This window comes from Lentilactobacillus hilgardii (assembly GCF_009832765.1).
In the GTDB taxonomy this organism is placed as follows: domain Bacteria; phylum Bacillota; class Bacilli; order Lactobacillales; family Lactobacillaceae; genus Lentilactobacillus; species Lentilactobacillus hilgardii.
The window spans coordinates 2,209,135-2,226,989 of the sequence record NZ_CP047121.1; the positions used below are offsets into that span (position 1 = coordinate 2,209,135).

19 protein-coding genes are annotated in these 17,855 nt (G+C 41.3%); 2 read left to right on the forward strand and 17 right to left on the reverse strand.

Features of this window, described 5'->3' with window-relative positions; all coding sequences use genetic code 11:
* Nucleotides 1-294 precede the first annotated feature (294 nt).
* Together gntK and GQR93_RS10485 are read left to right on the forward strand one after the other, a co-directional pair.
* Nucleotides 295-1,851 carry a gluconokinase gene (gene gntK, locus GQR93_RS10480; RefSeq protein WP_035444688.1) on the forward strand — a complete coding sequence of 519 codons (1,557 nt, stop codon included), beginning with the start codon at nucleotides 295-297 and terminating at the stop codon, nucleotides 1,849-1,851.
* Nucleotides 1,852-1,918: 67 nt separating this feature from the next.
* On the forward strand, nucleotides 1,919-3,274 hold the full coding sequence (locus GQR93_RS10485) for a gluconate:H+ symporter (protein ID WP_003559640.1): 1,356 nt from the start codon (nucleotides 1,919-1,921) through the stop codon (nucleotides 3,272-3,274).
* Nucleotides 3,275-3,402: 128 nt separating this feature from the next.
* Here GQR93_RS10485 and GQR93_RS10495 read toward each other — a convergent pair whose 3' ends face one another.
* The 17 genes from GQR93_RS10495 to GQR93_RS10575 form a co-directional block, all read right to left on the reverse strand.
* Nucleotides 3,403-3,939: a biotin transporter BioY gene (locus tag GQR93_RS10495; RefSeq protein WP_004466954.1), complete on the reverse strand. Its 537-nt coding sequence runs from the start codon at nucleotides 3,937-3,939 to the stop codon at nucleotides 3,403-3,405.
* Nucleotides 3,940-4,023: 84 nt separating this feature from the next.
* Nucleotides 4,024-5,016 carry a biotin--[acetyl-CoA-carboxylase] ligase gene (locus GQR93_RS10500; RefSeq protein WP_004466952.1) on the reverse strand — a complete coding sequence of 331 codons (993 nt, stop codon included), beginning with the start codon at nucleotides 5,014-5,016 and terminating at the stop codon, nucleotides 4,024-4,026.
* 310 nt (nucleotides 5,017-5,326) lie between these two features.
* Nucleotides 5,327-6,085 carry an enoyl-ACP reductase FabI gene (gene fabI, locus GQR93_RS10505; protein WP_004466948.1) on the reverse strand — a complete coding sequence of 253 codons (759 nt, stop codon included), beginning with the start codon at nucleotides 6,083-6,085 and terminating at the stop codon, nucleotides 5,327-5,329.
* Between the two features lie 26 nt (nucleotides 6,086-6,111).
* Nucleotides 6,112-6,888, reverse strand: coding sequence for a carboxyltransferase subunit alpha (gene accA / locus GQR93_RS10510; protein WP_004466946.1), 777 nt, complete (start codon nucleotides 6,886-6,888; stop codon nucleotides 6,112-6,114).
* Nucleotides 6,875-7,720 (reverse strand): acetyl-CoA carboxylase carboxyltransferase subunit beta, encoded by an 846-nt coding sequence (locus GQR93_RS10515; RefSeq protein ID WP_004466942.1) that lies wholly within the window; start codon nucleotides 7,718-7,720, stop codon nucleotides 6,875-6,877. The genes accA and GQR93_RS10515 overlap by 14 nt, the downstream gene beginning before the upstream one ends.
* On the reverse strand, nucleotides 7,701-9,080 hold the full coding sequence (gene accC / locus GQR93_RS10520; RefSeq protein WP_035444686.1) for an acetyl-CoA carboxylase biotin carboxylase subunit: 1,380 nt from the start codon (nucleotides 9,078-9,080) through the stop codon (nucleotides 7,701-7,703). Before accC ends, GQR93_RS10515 begins: the two co-directional genes overlap by 20 nt.
* 42 nt (nucleotides 9,081-9,122) lie before the next feature.
* Nucleotides 9,123-9,539, reverse strand: a complete 417-nt coding sequence (locus tag GQR93_RS10525) for a 3-hydroxyacyl-ACP dehydratase FabZ family protein (RefSeq protein ID WP_004466939.1) — start codon at nucleotides 9,537-9,539, stop codon at nucleotides 9,123-9,125.
* 5 nt (nucleotides 9,540-9,544) lie between these two features.
* On the reverse strand, nucleotides 9,545-10,030 hold the full coding sequence (gene accB, locus GQR93_RS10530) for an acetyl-CoA carboxylase biotin carboxyl carrier protein (protein ID WP_004466936.1): 486 nt from the start codon (nucleotides 10,028-10,030) through the stop codon (nucleotides 9,545-9,547).
* Nucleotides 10,031-10,033: 3 nt separating this feature from the next.
* Nucleotides 10,034-11,263 (reverse strand): beta-ketoacyl-ACP synthase II, encoded by a 1,230-nt coding sequence (gene fabF / locus GQR93_RS10535; RefSeq protein WP_004466934.1) that lies wholly within the window; start codon nucleotides 11,261-11,263, stop codon nucleotides 10,034-10,036.
* A gap of 19 nt (nucleotides 11,264-11,282) precedes the next feature.
* Complete coding sequence (locus GQR93_RS10540) at nucleotides 11,283-12,014, reverse strand: 3-oxoacyl-ACP reductase family protein (RefSeq protein ID WP_004466932.1); 732 nt, start codon at nucleotides 12,012-12,014, stop codon at nucleotides 11,283-11,285.
* A complete protein-coding gene (locus GQR93_RS10545) occupies nucleotides 12,014-12,931 on the reverse strand; it encodes an ACP S-malonyltransferase (RefSeq protein ID WP_004466930.1) in 918 nt (305 codons plus the stop codon). The genes GQR93_RS10540 and GQR93_RS10545 overlap by 1 nt, the downstream gene beginning before the upstream one ends.
* A 12-nt stretch (nucleotides 12,932-12,943) precedes the next feature.
* The gene (locus GQR93_RS10550; protein ID WP_003559614.1) at nucleotides 12,944-13,183 is read right to left on the reverse strand and encodes an acyl carrier protein; all 240 of its coding nucleotides are present in this window, start codon (nucleotides 13,181-13,183) and stop codon (nucleotides 12,944-12,946) included.
* A gap of 74 nt (nucleotides 13,184-13,257) precedes the next feature.
* Nucleotides 13,258-14,241 carry a beta-ketoacyl-ACP synthase III gene (locus GQR93_RS10555; RefSeq protein ID WP_004466928.1) on the reverse strand — a complete coding sequence of 328 codons (984 nt, stop codon included), beginning with the start codon at nucleotides 14,239-14,241 and terminating at the stop codon, nucleotides 13,258-13,260.
* Entirely contained in the window at nucleotides 14,238-14,708 is a 471-nt protein-coding gene (locus GQR93_RS10560) for a MarR family winged helix-turn-helix transcriptional regulator (RefSeq protein WP_004466926.1), read from the reverse strand. Before GQR93_RS10560 ends, GQR93_RS10555 begins: the two co-directional genes overlap by 4 nt.
* Nucleotides 14,709-14,737: 29 nt before the next feature.
* Nucleotides 14,738-15,184: a 3-hydroxyacyl-ACP dehydratase FabZ gene (gene fabZ, locus GQR93_RS10565; protein ID WP_003559609.1), complete on the reverse strand. Its 447-nt coding sequence runs from the start codon at nucleotides 15,182-15,184 to the stop codon at nucleotides 14,738-14,740.
* A gap of 368 nt (nucleotides 15,185-15,552) precedes the next feature.
* The gene (locus GQR93_RS10570; RefSeq protein ID WP_004466924.1) at nucleotides 15,553-16,869 is read right to left on the reverse strand and encodes a pyrimidine-nucleoside phosphorylase; all 1,317 of its coding nucleotides are present in this window, start codon (nucleotides 16,867-16,869) and stop codon (nucleotides 15,553-15,555) included.
* Nucleotides 16,870-16,903: 34 nt separating this feature from the next.
* Complete coding sequence (locus GQR93_RS10575; RefSeq protein ID WP_004466922.1) at nucleotides 16,904-17,851, reverse strand: sugar-binding transcriptional regulator; 948 nt, start codon at nucleotides 17,849-17,851, stop codon at nucleotides 16,904-16,906.
* Between the last annotated feature and the right edge of the window lie 4 nt (nucleotides 17,852-17,855).

The window sequence follows — 17,855 nt, forward strand, 5'->3', positions numbered from 1 at the left end:
AAAACTAGTAATTATTACGATTCTTATTGCTTGTAAATATTTTACAACAAAATAGTTGCATTGTGAAATTGTTTTTCATATAATATTGTAGTCGCTTACATTTGATAAAAAGAAAGATGCTTATATTTGATGCAGCGCGATAGGCATGGTAAATTTAGTTCGAAGCGATACCGGCACTGTGCTGTGATCAATATCTTTTTTGAATATGAAACCAGCTATTATTATTTTAGCGTGTATTTTCAGATTCGAAAACCGGTATTTGTAAATTTAAAACATAGAAAGGAAGTTGTATCGATGGCTTACACATTAGGTGTTGATATTGGAACCACCAGTGTAAAAACAGTACTTTATGATACTAACGGTAAAGTACATGGCTATTCAAACAATGGCTATCCACTTTATCAGGATACGCCCGACATGGCAGAAGAAGATCCAGAAGAAATTTTTTCGGCCATGCAAGACGGTATCACTGAGCTTATTCGAAAAGCAAATTTAAAGCCAGGTGAATTGAAAGGGGTTGCACTTTCGTGTGCAATGCACAGTTTAATCCTCTTGGACTCAGACTATAAACCACTCACACGTGCTATTACATGGGGCGACAATCGTGCCGTTAAATATGCTGATGAACTAAAGGCCAGTCCACAGGGAATGGAAATCTACCAACATACCGGCACACCCATTCACCCAATGACACCCTTAACTAAACTGATTTGGTTACGGAATGATCATCCGGACCTGTTTAAAAAAGCACGTTGGTTCGTTGGCATTAAGGAATATATTCTCTACAGACTCTTTGGCACGTTAAAAGAGGATTATTCAATTGCAAACGCAACCGGTATGTTCAATATTTACAATATGGACTGGGATAATCAGGCACTTAAGTTAGCAGGTGTAACGCGTAATCAGTTGCCTGAATTGGTAGATACAACATATCAGTTGAAAGGCATGCATGATCAGTATGCAAAAGTTTTGGGAATTGATCCCGATACACCGTTTATCATCGGTGCATCAGACGGGCCATTGGCAAACCTTGGCGTTAATGCCATTCAGCCGGGTGTCGTTGCCGTAACAATCGGAACCTCCGGTGCTGTCAGAGTGGTTACGGACAAACCACATACTGATCCAAAGGCACGGGTATTCTGTTATTACCTTGCCAAGAATATGTGGGTCATTGGTGGTCCTGTCAATAACGGTGGTGTTGTATTCCGTTGGGTTCGTGATCAATTATGCGCACCTGAAAAGGTTACTGCCGAGCAGATGCATATTGATCCATATGACTTGTTAACTCAAATTGCTGCTAAGATCCCTGCTGGCTCGGATGGACTGCTTTTCTTCCCATTCCTTGGCGGTGAACGTGCCCCAATCTGGGATGCAAACGCCCGTGGATCTTTCTTTGGCTTGAACAGAACCCATACCAGAGCACATATGATTCGTGCCGTACTTGAGGGAATTGTCTATAATCTATATACCGTTATGTTGGCTCTTGAGGAAGTTGTCGGCCGTCCAACCAGTATTCAGGCAAACGGTGGTTTTGCACGTTCTGCACTTTGGCGTCAAATGCTTACCGATATTTTTGAGCAAGATGTTGCCATCCCGGAAAGCTTTGAAAGTACCGCACTTGGAGCAGCGACTCTTGGCATGTACAGCTTGGGATTGATTGACAGTTTGACAGATGTCTCAAACTTTGTCGGAACAACCGTCGTTCATCATCCGGATCCAAAGAATTTCCCGGCTTACCGTGAATTAATCCCAATTTACATTCGTTTAAGCCGTTCTCTCGAACCCGAATATAAAAATATCGCCGACTATCAACGACGTCATGAACATGAAGATGATTTCTCGGGGAAATAATATCAGAATGAAGTCACATTGAAAATTGAATACAAAAGTCTTACAAGTTTGAAAGGAGATTGATGATATGCAATTAATTGCACTATTAGCCGGTATCATTATTTTACTGGTTTTAATCATCAAATTTAAAATTAATACCTTCGTTTCCTTGGTATTAACTGCAGCAATTACCGCGATATTCCTTGGAATGCCGCTTGGTAAAATTGCCGACTCAATCACCAATGGTATTGGAAGCCAATTAGGTGAATTGTCAATGGTCTTTGGCTTTGGAGCCATGCTTGGTCGACTGGTTTCCGATTCCGGTGGTGCCTACATGATTGCCAGCACCTTGATCAAACGCTTCGGTAAACAACGATTGCAAATTGCCGTTATGATTGCATCGTTTATTCTAGGAATTGCACTGTTCTTCGAAGTCGGAATGGTCTTACTGGTTCCTATCGTCTTTGCAATCGCCGTTGAGGCCGGTGTTCCTATCCTTTACTTGGGGATTCCAATGGCAGCCGCTTTGTCAGTTACCCACGGCTTCCTGCCACCTCACCCGGCACCAGTTGCTATCGCCCAAGTATTGGGTGCTAACGATGGTCGTGTTCTTCTATTCGGTTTTATTATTGCTATTATTGCCGCTTATATTGCCGGACCACTTTTCTCAAAATTGGCACGCAAATTTGCACCCGATGCCTTTAACAGAAAGGGAAATCTTTCATCAATAGGTGAAGTTAAGGAATTCAGTCCGGAAGAATCACCATCATTTGGCTTATCAGTATTAACCGCCCTCTTCCCAGTTATCTTGTTGGCCATTGCCACAATTTACAAAATGACGGTTAACGGCGGCGCTGAGCCAAAGAATCCTTCATTGCTTGATTCGATTATCGAATTTATTGGGTCACCAAGTATTGCAATGCTGATTTCACTATTCTTTGCAATGTGGACAATGGGATGGGCTCGCAAACGAACAACTGCCCAAATCATGGAATCACTTGAAAACGCCGTTAAATCCATTGCAATGTTGCTATTAGTTATTGGTGGTGGTGGTGCTTTTAAACAAGTCCTGATTGATGGTGGCGTTGGCAAAGAAGTTGCTAAAATCTTCCTTGGCTCATCTATTTCACCATTGATTCTTGGTTGGTTAATCGCTGTTGTTCTTCGAATTGCACTTGGGTCTGCAACGGTTGCATCATTAACTGCTGCCGGAATTGTTGCCCCATTAATGGCTCAATCAGGTGTTGATCCAGCCTTGATGGTATTGGCTATCGGTGCCGGTTCACTTGCCGCATCTCATGTTAACGATGCCGGTTTCTGGATGTTCAGAGAATATTTCGATTTGACAATCAAGCAAACCTTGGAGACATGGACCGTGCTTGAATCGATTATTTCCGTGGTCGGTATTGTCCTTGTCATGATCATGAATCTATTTTTCCATTAATTCACTTGATTAAATAGTTTGCTATTTTAATATCGTTTAAAAAAGTTCGATGCCTCATTTGAGGTATCGGACTTTTTACTTTGAATCCGTTTAATCCAAGAACAATATCGTCCAAAAATAAATCTGCATTATACTCGATTAATTTTTGGAATCCGAATACGTTGGCCAACCAAACAGGCCACAACCACTTTTAACGTATCCCCAGGTATAAATACCAGATTGGACAGCAATGCACTTATTAACGGCATTCCAGAGCCTATTGTCAACCAAAGCGATCCAATAATATCAACGATTAACACTGCGCCGATCCAGGCACCCGCCATTTTTTCCCACGATTGTTTCATAAACTTAAACGACATCGTGCTCCAAACTAAAGCCGGTGTTAACAGCCAACCGACCAGATATCCCCCTGTCGGCCCCACAAAGACCGCCGGGCCCGCCTGACCACCACTTAGTACAGGAAAGCCAATCAGCGCTAAGAAAAGGAATAAGGCCACTGAAACGGTCCCTCGTTTTGGCCCCAATACGATCCCCGCAATCATAATGCCTAAGTTTTGAAGCACAATCGGCACCGGAATAAATCCTAATGGAATTGGCGGAATCAGCCCTAAAACAATAATAACTGCTGTTACTAACGCAATTTGCGTTATCTCTCGAATCTTCATTTGAATGCCTCCTCATCATCACTCATCGAAGTGATGGTTAATCATTTCTTTGTTTTGCTTAACCATTTTCGTACCCAAACGGCTTTAGCCATGGTATGGATTCTCTGGTAAAAAAACCTTTTTGACCTCACCACTGGAAATCGTGACCATTTCGCCATCTTTTTTACGAATAATCAACGCACCTTCACGATTAAACCTCATTGCTGTACCAGTTACTGTCTGATTACCCATCACAATTTCGACCGTCTGACCAAGCGTTTCGGAAAGCGCTGCATATTCCGATAAGAAACTGCCTGTACGGTAGGTCTGATACATATAAAAGAAATTATCGATAATACCTGCAACAATTTTGTTGCGATCAACATCACTTTTCTCAACAACCGAACCGGCTTTATGGATAATTTCATCCGGAAAGCCCTGAGAACTTATATTGAGGCCGATTCCGACAATCACATTTTCATGAATGCCATCCTCCAAGCTTGAGATTGTTTCGGTTAAAATACCACCACACTTTTTATGGTGCGCTAATATATCATTTACCCATTTAACTCGAAAATCCACTTGGGGAAAGAACTGCTTTAGTGCCCGGACAACACAAACTGCCGTTCCAGTTGTAATTAAACCAGAATGAATTGTTCTTCGGCTCTGCAGTGGAACCAAAATACTCATGTAAATACCGGTTTTACTCGGTGAATAAAAGTGACGTCCAAGTCGACCTCTACCATGAGTCTGTGTATCCGTTACAAAAACATGAGGTCTTTCAACAGTAACATGACTACTAAATGCTTTTGCGTAATCATTGGTTGAGGTTATTTTCTTGAAGGCATGCACCTCAACGGGAAATGTAGTCGTCCGATAATGATCAATAACCTGCGCATCAAAACATTTAGAATATTGATAACAGTATCCCAATCCCTTTTTTGTTGTAATCCGGTGACCGCCTCGTTCTAATTTCAAGATATTATTGTACACAGCCGGCCGGCTGATATTCAGCCGTTTTGCCAACTCATTTCCTGAAATGTAGCGGCCATTGGAGGACAACAGCTCATATAAAATTTTCGATTGATGATCTGCCATTATTGATTCCCCCACTCATTCGTCAAAAAGCCAGCTTATCTTCACGTTACCTTTATGATAAAAAATAATCTGGTCAAGTTACGATATGCCATAAACTAAGTGTTTCTCCGAATAGGTCATTCTTATCCGGGGTGCTTGATCCGATTTTTCACATCAAGCACCTGTCATTAAGTTTTACTATTCGAACTGATTATTAATCATACAATATTGTCGCTAATCAGATTTAAATTGAACTCCCATTTTATAAATTGTGCCTGATAATCGTACAAAAAATACTGACACATCTTACACATCATGGGTAAAATCAAATTTAGATCAAATGCACACCTTTATCTACATACACAACGTCACCAGTCATCCCAGTTGATAAGTCGCTCATCAAGAAAGCAGCAACATTTCCAATTTCAGAAGTTGTGACACTCTTTTGATCAACAGTTCGGGATTCTGATTCCTTAAGTAATTCACTATGGTGTTTAATGCCGGTAACAGCTAATGTTTTAACAGCACCAGCCGAAATAGCATTCACGCGAACACCACTTTCACCCAAGTCTGAAGCTAAGTACCGAACGCTTGACTCCAATGCAGCTTTTGCAACGCCCATCATATTGTAGTTGGGAATTGCCCGAGTAGAACCAAAGTATGTCAATGTTAAGATGCTGCCGGGATTGTTTAAAATCGGTTGTGCATAACGACTAACCGCAATCAATGAGTAAGCACTGATGTTTTGAGCCAGATCATAACCATCTCTGGTCGTATTAACCAATCCTGAAGTTAACGTTTCTTTATCAGCATAAGCAATGGCATGAATGACGCCATCAATTTTGCCGTGCTTCTGACCGATCTTTTCAAAAGTTTGTTTAATATTGTCATCTTCAGAAACATCACATTCGATTAATTCAGCAGTTTCCGGAACAAATCGTTGCAAACTTTTCTTAATTCGATCATTTTGATATGTCAAAATAACATTGGCACCCTGCTCAAGAATTGCCTGGGTACATCCCCACGCAATACTTCGTTTATTTGCGACCCCCATGATCACAATTGTTTTTCCTTCTAAAAAGCCACTCATTTATTCGGCCTCCAAATTAATTTTCTTTAAAACTTCCGATATCGTTCCCGACGTTGCCGCAATAATTCATCAGTTGGAAGATTCTTCAATTCATTAAATTGATTGTAAAGGAAATCGCGCAACGGTTTCAAATCATCACCCGGTCGATACTCATGAATAATTTGATCAATAATACCACTTTCCAGTAACCGATCCGGTGTTAATTTAAGTTCTTCCGCTGCTTGAGCAACCTTTGATGAATCCTTCCACATAATACTTGCGTAACCCTCCGGCGATAATACGGAATAAATACTGTCTTCAAACATAAAGACCTTGTCTCCACACGCCAGGGCAATTGCACCCCCACTACCGCCTTCACCAACAATCATACTAATATAAGGTACCTTAAGCTGCATGCCAACTTGTAGACACTGGGCAATTGCCGAGCCGACACCGTGATACTCGGCGTCAACATCGGGCCAGGCACCGGGTGTGTTAACCAATGCCAGAATCGGCCGGTGAAACTTTTCAGCCTGCTTCATCAAACGCAATGCTTTTCGGTATCCTTCAGGTTCGGGACTTCCAAAGTGGCGTTTAATATTTTCCTCAGTATCCGATCCTTTTCGAATCCCCACAACTGTTAGTGGTTCATCATTTAACAGACCAACGCCACCAATCACAGCCTGATCATCACCGTCTGATCGATCACCATGCAACTCAAAAAAGTCACTAATCAATCCATGGATCAGTTCATCAGTTGAAATTTTTTGAGTGTTCCTGGCAGCCTGAACCCGTTCATAAGCAGTTTTTTTAACCATTTGCATCCTCCTTCTTTTGATGCAAGGCTAACAACTTGGTTAACACTTGCTTCAAATCACTACGAGGTACAATGGCATCTATAAATCCGTGTTGGAGAACGGTCTCCGCCTTTTGAAAGTCTTTTGGCGGTTGCTTCATAATCGTTTGTTCAATTACTCGACGCCCAGCAAAACCAACTAAAGCATGTGATTCGGCCAAAATAATATCACCTTGCATCGCAAAACTTGCCGTTACTCCCCCAGTGGTTGGATCACAAAGAACAACGATATATAATAGTCCTGCCTTATTGTGAGCTTCAACCGCCTGGGATACCTTTGCCATCTGCATCAGGGAATGAATCCCCTCCTGCATTCGAGCACCGCCTGATGCCGTAAACATGACAACCGGTAAGTTTTCGTCAGTCGCTTTTTCAAACAATCGGGTAATCTTTTCACCAGTGGCGCTTCCTAAACTCCCCATCACAAAAAATGGATCCATAATGCCGGCTGCGACCTGCATTTTATCCAATGTCCCAATACCGGTCAGAACGCTTTCTTTGATCCCGGTTACCTTTTTTGCTTTGGCCACTTTTGCCATATACTTTTCATCCGTATACTGCTTGGGAACCGTTATATCGGAATCAATTTCATTGAAAGAATCGAATGTAATTTTAGCACGTCTTTTAGCAGTTATCCGAAAACCGAAGCCACAGTTCGGGCAGGTACGTTGCTTCCCCGCCCGCATCGAAAAGAACGTAGCATGACATACTGGACATTCCTTCATAATATTGTCGGGGATGTTGTCCATTCGCTTTTTTAATTCCTCACGGCTGGGCATTTTAAACCGACTTTGCAACATCTAATCCCCTCCTGTTGGCAAGCACGTCATTTTCGATAAAGCTGGTCGAATAAGTGCCTTTCTTAAAACGATCCGTTGAAATCAATTCATACAAAAAAGCCTGATTTGTTGTCACACCCGTAATTTCGAGTTCACCCAGAACCCGTCGCATTTTCGCAATGACCGCATCCCGATCGTTTAAATGAACAATCAATTTAGCGATCATCGAATCGTAAAACGGCGAAATAAAGCTTCCGTTTGTAACGCCGGAGTCAATTCGAACACCCAGGGATCCATCGGGGAAAAACAAGTGATTAATTTTTCCGGGCTGTGGTGCAAAATTATTTTCAGGATCTTCTGCATTTAAACGACATTCAAGGGCGTGCCCTTTAACGGCAGCGTCTGCCTGGCTAAATGATAATTTTTCACCACTTGCCACTTCAAGTTGGCCTTTAACCAATTCGATTCCGGTCACTTCTTCGGTAATCGTATGCTCAACTTGAAGTCTGGTATTCATTTCCATGAAATAAAAATGGTGTGTTTCGTCCATCAAAAATTCGTAAGTTCCAGTATTGGTGTAACCGAGCTTAAGTGTGGCATGAGCAACAATCTCACCAAGCTCTTTTCGTTCTGCCGGCGAAATTAATACGCAGGGACTCTCTTCAATGACCTTTTGATGATTTCGCTGCAGTGAACAGTCCCGTTCGGGTAAGTAAACTACATTGCCAAAATCATCCGCAATCACCTGCATCTCAACGTGCTTAGCGTTTCGAATCAATTTTTCCACATACATACTGTCATCATTAAAAGATGCCTTTGCTTCTCGTTGCGCCTGTTCAAAAGCGTCTCGAAGCTGATCAGGCCGATCAACTTCCCGGATTCCTTTACCGCCGCCCCCAGCAGCAGATTTCAGCAAAACCGGAAAGCCGATTTTTTCGGCAATCTTTTCAGCCTGATCAATCGACGTCACGTCACCCTCACTACCGGGAATAACGGGAACCCCCGCCGATTTCATTGCTTCACGGGCGTTTGCCTTATCACCCATTAAAGAAATCAACTGATGACTCGGCCCAATAAACTTAATATGGCAAGATTCACACAATTCGGCGAACTCAGCGTTTTCAGACAAAAAACCATATCCGGGATGAATGGCTTCACACCCGGTTAAAGTAGCTGCGCTGACAATCTGAGTCATATTTAAATAAGAATCACTGGGCTGCGGTCCGCCAATACAAATGGCTTCGTCGGCTAAATGGACAAATAGACTGTCCTTGTCGGCACTTGAATAAACTGCAACAGCCTCAATGTCCATATCATGAAGTGCCCTGATTATTTGTACAGCAATTTCTCCACGATTTGCCACTAATACTTTTTTAAACATATACTCACCTCTCAATTTGTTCCAGTTAAACATGCTTGTCTCTTATTCCACTGCAAATATTAAATCTGCCTCACAAATGACCTCGTCATCACGAGTAATTGTGCCATGTCCAAGACCGATATTGGCACGTAACTTCTTCATTTCAACATTAAAAATCAATCGGTCTCCAGGGCGAAAATCATCCTGAAAAACAGCATTTTTAATACCACCAAAGAAAACATTTTTTCCATGATATTGCTGTAATGTCAGGATAGCTGCTACCCCGGTTTGCGCCATTGCCTCAATCATTATTGGCCGTGGAACGGTCAATTGATGAGCCCCTTGATTGGCAAAAAACCATTCATTGATCGAAATTAATTTGACTGCTGTTGCGTTCTTACCCGCTTCAACGTCCAAAAATCGATCAATCATTTGAAAGGGATATCTTTGAGGAATAACATCATTGACTTCTGGTTTCATTCAAACTACCCCTTCGTTACTTGAAAAATCGGTTGACCATATTCAACCATGCTGCCATCTTTGACCAAAACATTTGAAATTGTGCCCGAAACATCACTTTTAACTTCATTGATCATTTTCATGGCCTCAATGACGCAAACGACGTCTCCCTTTTTGACCTTATCTCCCTGTTTCTTGAAAGCGGGCTTATCCGGATTAGGTGCAAAATAAATCACGCCAACCAAAGGTGCCGTAATTTCTTCAACATTGTCCGGCGAATCAGCCTCTTCCGATTTTAAATCGTTGGAAGCTGCTGATTGGCTCTGCAAATTTTGTTTATGGTGTGTACTATCACTTCCGACAAGCTCAGTTGCCTGAGAGTCGTTTATGACTTGTTCACCACCTTCGCGTTTACTCAACGCTAGCTTAAAATCATCCTGTGTTAACTCGAAATTTTTTAAAGATGACTTATCGAATTTGTCTAATAATCGTTCAATTTCTTTCTCATCCATAAGTTACTCACATCCCTTGAATGCAATAACGGCATTGTGTCCTCCAAAGCCGAACGAGTTACTGATTGCGTAATTAACAGGGGCCTTTTTATTGCTTTCATTAACCAAATCGACGGTACATTCCTCATCCTGGTTAGCAACGCCGACATTAACCGGCATCTGGTTGTGACGAATTGCACCGATTGCAGCAACGGCTTCGATAGCCCCCGCAGCTCCCAATGCATGTCCGGTCATTCCCTTTGTGCTGCTTACCTTAACATGGTCGTTTTTTGCAAAAACTTCATTGATTGCCTTGGACTCTGCACTATCGTTTGCATGCGTACTGGTTCCATGGGCATTGATATAATCAACTTGGGTTGCATCAATGCCTGCTTCGTCAATTGCCATCTGCATTGCACGTTTAGCACCATTACCATCAGGATCCGGTGCAGTCATGTGATAGGCATCGCTGGTAGTTCCATACCCGACAATCTCTGCCAAGATATTAGCACCACGATTTTTGGCATGATCGTAACTTTCCAAAATTAGCGTGCCGGCCCCTTCACCCATGACAAAACCATTTCTGTCTTTATCAAATGGAATCGAAGCCTTCATTGGATCTTCAGTCTTTGAAAGCGCCGTAATTGCAGCAAAACCTGAAATACCGATTTCATTGACAGAGGCTTCTGAACCACCAGCGATCATTGCCTCGGCCTTGCCTTCTTTAATATATTCAAAGGCATTTCCGATCGCATTAGTCCCTGTTGAACAGGCAGTAACAATCGCTTGACTTGTATTACGAGCGTTAAAGGTAATTGAAATGTCACCGGCAGCCATATTAACAATTGAATTAGGCACAAAAAGTGGTGAAACCCGTTTGGGCCCCTTATCATGCATCTTAATGACCTGTTGTTCAATAGTTGTTAAGCCACCGATACCGGATCCGTAAATAACACCCAGCTCTTCCGGCTTAATGTTATCTTCCGTAAGACCAGCCATTTCCATTGCTTCATGAGCACTATATAAGGCGTAGTTCACAAAGAGATCGTTTCTCTTAGCTGCCTTCTTATCAAGTCTTTTCAATGGTTCAAAATCCTTGACCTCCCCGGCAACAGAAATGCCGGTCGGTTCGGAATCAAATTTAGTAATTTTATTAATGCCGACTTTTGAATGAAACAAATTCTGAAGGAAACTTTCAACATCGTTTCCAATGGGCGTAACGGCTCCCATTCCAGTAATAACTACTCTGTTCATAAAATTACTCCTTCAATGCTTAAATTGTGAGTCCACCATCAACCGTGACAACTTGACCGGTGATGTATTGATTAGCAATCAAAAATGCAACTGTATCAGCAATTTCCTTAGCTTCACCAAATCGTTTCAAAGGAATTTGATCTGCAAATTCTTTTTGACGACGTTCACTCATTTTTTCTGTCATATCTGTTCGAATCATGCCCGGTGCAACTGCATTACATCGAATGTTGCGAAGTGCGCCTTCTCGCGCAGCGGTTTTTGTCAAACCAACCAATCCTGCCTTACTTGCCGAATAATTGGCCTGTCCAAGGTTCCCGTGCAACCCTGAGATACTTGAAATATTGACAATGGCACCTGTACGAGCCTTTTGCATGACTTTCATCGCAAATTTGGTCATGTTAAATGCCCCAACCAAATTCGTATCAATCACTGCTTTAAAATCTTCGAGACTAAGACGACTCAATAATTTATCCTTGGTTATACCGGCATTATTGACCAAAACGTCAAGTCGACCATGCTTCTCAGTAATGGCCTCAATCATTGATTTGGCATCTGCCTCATTTGAAACATCACCAATCAGATGATCATATTGACCGCTTTTTCCCTCAAGTGCTGCCTTTGCATCGTCTGACAGGTCATGATGCGTATTCAATACAACAAAAAAATCCTCATCCAACAATCGTTTTGCAATTGCCAATCCGATTCCTTTACCGGCACCTGTTACCAATGCAACTTGTTTTGCTTCACTCATTATTTCACCAACTTCATGTTTGATCTGACATCATTCAATGTTTCGAGACTGTCCACGTGATATACCTTCACATTTGCAATCGTTTTAGCTGCAAACTTCATTAGTGTGTCCCCTGGACCAATTTCAATCATGGCCTGGCTGTCCATTCCATGAAGAACCTGCAGACAATCCACAAAATGAGTTGGATTAACCAACTGATCAACTAGTGTTTGTTGCGTTGATGCCACTTCAAACGGTTTTTTAGTCGTGTTGCTGATAACCGGGAATTTGAAATCATGAAAATGAATATCTTTAATTCGGGTTGCCAGCAAATCACTAGCTTCCTGCATAAATGGTGTATGTGAGGCAACGCTCATTTTTAACGGCACAACTCGCTTAATGCCGTGTTCATGCAGATAATCCGTTGCAGCAGCCAATCCGTCTTTAGAACCACCAATCACAATTTGTGATGTGGTGTTAAAGTTTGCGGGATAGATATCACCTGCCTGTGATCCTACTCGACAAGCTTCCCCAACAATATCAGGATTTGCTTTTAAAACTGCAGCCATTTTACCAGGATGATTTTTACCGGCCTGATCCATATACCGACTACGGTCACGAACAAGCGGCAATGCATCCTCGAATTGAATCCCCCGAGCCGCGATTAGGGCACTGTATTCTCCCAAACTTAAACCTGCAGCTCCAATTGGTGAGCCAATCTCATTTTCAAGGATTCGATCAATACCGGTACTCATCGCAACGATGGCCACTTGCGTGTTTTGTGGATCGGACATGACAGACGGATCACTTAAGTTGAGCCCTAAAACATCGGATGCCTCATCAATCGTTTGTCGATAAATATCCTCTTGTTGATATAGGTCTTGTCCCATACCATCAAATTGTTTTCCTTGTCCGCTAAATAAATAACCTAGTTTCAAAATATCAACCCACTATTCAGCTTTTTGCTTAAGTACGTAATTTACCAAATCGTCAACAGTTTCCATCCCATCATCTGTTTCGATTTCAATGTCATATGTGTCTTCGATTTTGTCAACAACTTCGAAGATGTCCAAACTATCTAAATCAAGGTCATTTTTGAAGTTAGTGTTTTCCTTGATTTTATCAGCGTCAACATCCAATTGGTCTACGATAATGTCCTTAACTTGGTTGAATACTTCTTCTTTTGTCATTTTAAAATTCCTCCGAATAGTTTTAATTTTTTATTGGTTAACCGACTGTTTCAATTTTTGATCATATACATGACTTAATACTTTAAAATCATTGTGCCCACTGTTAATCCGCCGCCAAAACCTGACAGCAAAACGACATCCCCCCTTTTAATGGTGCCGTCAGTGACCAGTTGGTCCAATAAGATTGGCTCACTGGCCGCCGCAGTATTCCCATACTCATCAATATTGATTGGAAACTTATCCATAGAAACACCCAAGGTTTCTGCAATTTTTTCAACAATCCGGCTATTAGCCTGATGCAAAACAAAATGATCAATATCATCGGTTGTCAGGGATGCCTCGGACAACGCTTGGTTAATTGATTCGGGAACATTGTTAACCGCAAAACGATAAACACGCCGCCCATTCATTTGAAAGAATGGGGAGAATTCATCTTTTTTCGTCATAAATGGCGTTGGTGCACCCGTTTTGCCAGCTGTTAAATAACGACCAAGCTTTCCAAGCGTCTTAAGGTTCTCTGAAATAAATGCGCCCTCTGATTTAGGCGTATTTTTAAGTAAAACACCGCCTGCCCCGTCGCCAAACAAAACAGCTGTTGAACGATCTTGCCAATCAATTAATTTGCTAAGCGTCTCACCACCAATTAAGATGGCGTTTTTAGGTGTCTCGGCTATCAAAAGCTGCTTTACCATGTTCAGTCCGTATACGAATCCCGAACAAGCCGCATCGATGTCCATGGCAACAGCATGATCGGCACCCAGGTTTCCTTGAACCATCGCGCTGACAGATGGCGTTAGATAATCCGGTGACATTGTTGCAACAATAATGAGATCAATTTCAGATGGCTTCAAACCAGTCTTTTCAAGAAGCTGTTTTGCAACCGACGTACATAACGAACTTGTTGTTTCGTCAACTGCAACGTGGCGACGCCTAATGCCGGTTCGTTGAACAATCCAGTCATCAGAAGTATCCATCATTGTAGATAATTCATCATTATCCACAACCCTTGTCGGAACCTGGCTTGCAGTTGCTAAGATTTTGAAATTTTCAAATTTCATTTTGCTGAAACCTCACCAATAAAGTCTTCGACGTTAATTAACGCCTGTTTCATTTTTTTAATTGCAGGACCATCAAACCCCTTCAAACATTGTTCGACCAATTTTCGATGAAATGCATAATGTGCCCGATACAACAATCGACCCTTACTGGTTAACGCTAAATTAATAATTCGCCGATCCTGTTGATTCGTAATTCGGGTAATATAACCTTTACGCTCAAGATTGTTCAAATTGGCAGTCAAAGTGCCCTTGCTCAATCTCAATATCCGGGCAACTTCAGAAGTTGTTTTACGGTCATGCAATCCAATCGTGTGAACCAAATGAAGTTCCTTTGCGGTGATGTCCTTAAAACGACTCTTTCTAATTTCGCTCTCTTCAATTCGCATAATCTGATCATAAATGTCCACTAGGGCGTCACTAATAAAGTTGTAATCCGCTTTAATTTCATCACTTTCTGTGGAATTCATTGGCTAATTCTCCTAGTTTCTGGTACAAATTAAATTTTCTTTTTGGGATCAGGAACAATAAACGTTAAAGTTGCGGAGCAGGCTACTTTTTCGTCAACCTTAGCTTCACACTTAACTTTTCCCATATTATCACGTTGTTTTTCCATCTCAACATGAAGTTTCAAAACATCACCGGGACGTACCACTTTTCTGAACTTCGCATTATCAATCGAACCAAGATAAGCTGTTTTTCCTTGATATTTTTCAGTCTTCAAAATTAAAATTGAAGCTGCCTGGGCAAGTGATTCAATAATCAAAACGCCGGGCATTACAGGGTTACCAGGGAAATGTCCTTGGAAAAACTCTTCGTTAATGGTGACATTCTTTGTACAAACAATTGATTCGCCGGGGTTTAATTCATCCACCTTATCCATAAATAAAATGGGGTAACGGTTCGGAATTAAATCCATGATTTCAGATGCATCTAGTACACTCATTGGTTTCTTCCTTTCAGTTGTTAAACTGGTGGCGTAACTTCCTAAATAGTTTGAGAATCAAACTATTAGTTATAAAAAAATGTGGACAATTACGCCACAGGTATCCGTTTTTTAGGACAAAACACACTATATACTAAAATAGTTTGAGAATCAAACTATTTTAGTATATGGCATTATAGATAATGCTATTTTACCTAAACGAATCCCGAAAATAAAGGAACTGTGGGAATGAGAAATAAAAAATAAAAATTTAATGAGAAAAAATCATTTATCACCAAAAAAAGCTTGAGACATTTTATATGTGCCTCAAACTTGTTATACCAAATTTAAAATTTATCTACCACGTGATCAGCTTTTAAAATCACCCATTAATCTTCTACAGACCAACCCACTGTTTCATAAATCAACTTTGGTTTTTTAGCTGTTGCTGAAATTTCAATATTATCATAAAGTATTTTCTTAATGTCTTCAACATCTTTACGGTTACTATGAATCGTTAAGATCGACTCACCTTCGGAAATCGGATCACCAATTTTCTTATTGAGATATATACCGACTGAATAATCGAGTTTGTCATTGGCTTTCTGACGTCCTCCTCCAAGCAGCATGCTTGCAACACCGATTTCATCTGCAACCATTTTTGAAATGATTCCGGTCCTTTTTGCCGGCAGATCGATTTGATAGGCTGCTTGTGGCAGAATATCAGTCGGCTCATCAACAACTTTTGAATCGCCGCCCTGATCCCGAATCATTCTCTTAAAGCTTTTAAGGCCTTGCCCATTATGGATAACAGTTTCAGCAAGTTTTTGACCTTCATCGATCGTTTTAGCTTTACCACCCATTACAGCCATATAACCGCCGATAACTGTGATCAGTTTTTCTAAATCAGTCGGTCCTTTCCCTTTCAAAACATCAATTGACTCTTGAATTTCAAGGGCATTGCCAATTGCTCTTCCAAGTGGTTGATTCATATCAGTAATTAGTGCCATACACTGCATACCGACTCCCTTACCGATACTCACCAGTGCTTTGGCAAGTACTCTTGAGTCATCCAGTGTCTTCATAAATGCACCCGCTCCGGTTTTAACATCAATAATTAAAGCGTCGGTTCCGGAAGCAATTTTCTTACTCATAATTGAACTCGCAATTAAAGGAATCGAATCGACTGTATCAGTGACATCCCGTAATGCATAAATCTTTTTATCAGCAGGTGCAATGTTACCGGTTGCGCCAATAATTGCACACTTATCCCGCTTGATTTGCTCAATAAACTTAGCTTCCGACATCTCCACTTGATAACCGGGTATAGCTTCCAACTTATCCAGCGTCCCACCGGTGTGACCAAGTCCCCGCCCGGAAATCATCGGGATGGGAATGCCCATTGCAGCTACCACGGCAGCTAATGGAATACTGACTTTATCACCAACACCACCGGTTGAATGCTTATCAACCTTAATGCCCGGAATTGAACTCAGATCAAGATGATCCCCTGAAGTCATCATTTTCATTGTCAATGTTGCCTGTTCACTGTCCGTCATCCCTTGAAAATAGATTGCCATCAAAAGTGCGCTAATTTGATAATCAGGAATTTCTCCTGACACAACGCCATCAACAAAAAACTGAATTTCTTGATCCGATAACACGTTCCCAGAACGTTTTTTATGAATGATATCCACCATCCGCATAAATAAATCCCCTTTACTATTGTGAATAATGTGTCTACATGTCTAACAGCAATTGTGCCAATCCTTGATCAATAATGACTTGATTTGCGTATCCGGCCTTCAATACCGCATGTACACCTGCTGTTTTCTGTTTTCCAGTAGCAACCAGAATAGCGTATTTTTTATTTCTTAACTCGTCAAGCTTGATGCCAATTGTCCGATCATCAATTTGTTGATTAACGATTTCCCCGTTTCGATCAACAAACCGTGAAAACACATCCCCTATGGCTTCTTGTTGAAGTTGTTTCTTCTCCTCATCATTAAAATATCCAAGTTGAAAAATCAACGCATCGGATCTAACTGTCCCCACAGTAAACAACGCAATGTCGGCGCTTCTACCCAGATCAAGGATGCGCTTGATGTAGCGATCCCGTTCAACCATTTTCTTTGTTATCTTATTATCAAAAATCACTGGTAATGGTAAATAATCAGGAGAGGTATGATAGACCCTTGCTAATTCATTGACGCTTTCGTACGCCCATGTTTTTTCCTCTGAATAACTGACACTGCCCTTCAATTCAACAACCCGAACATCAGAGACCGCTTGTTCTTCAACCTGCTGGGTAATCGCATGGATCGTTTTGCCCCATCCTAATCCAATAACATCACCATGCCTAACGACTTTCGCCAAAAAATCAGCAGCATATTTCCCAACTCGCTCTTGTAAAGAATGGGAATGCCCATAATTGTTTGAAACAACATAAATATTAACCCCGTATTTTTGTTTGAGTTGTTTCTCAAGTATCTTGGCATCTACTAAGGGATTAACAATTTGAATCTTCACAAGCCCGTTGTCTTTCGCATATTGAAGTAAACGCGAAATTGTTGGTCTTGAAATTCCCACTGATTTAGAAATTTCAGTTTGACTTAAATCGTCTTCATAATACATTTCGGCAACTTTCAAACTCTGTTTTAATTTTTCCAAATCATGAATTTCAGCCATCCGT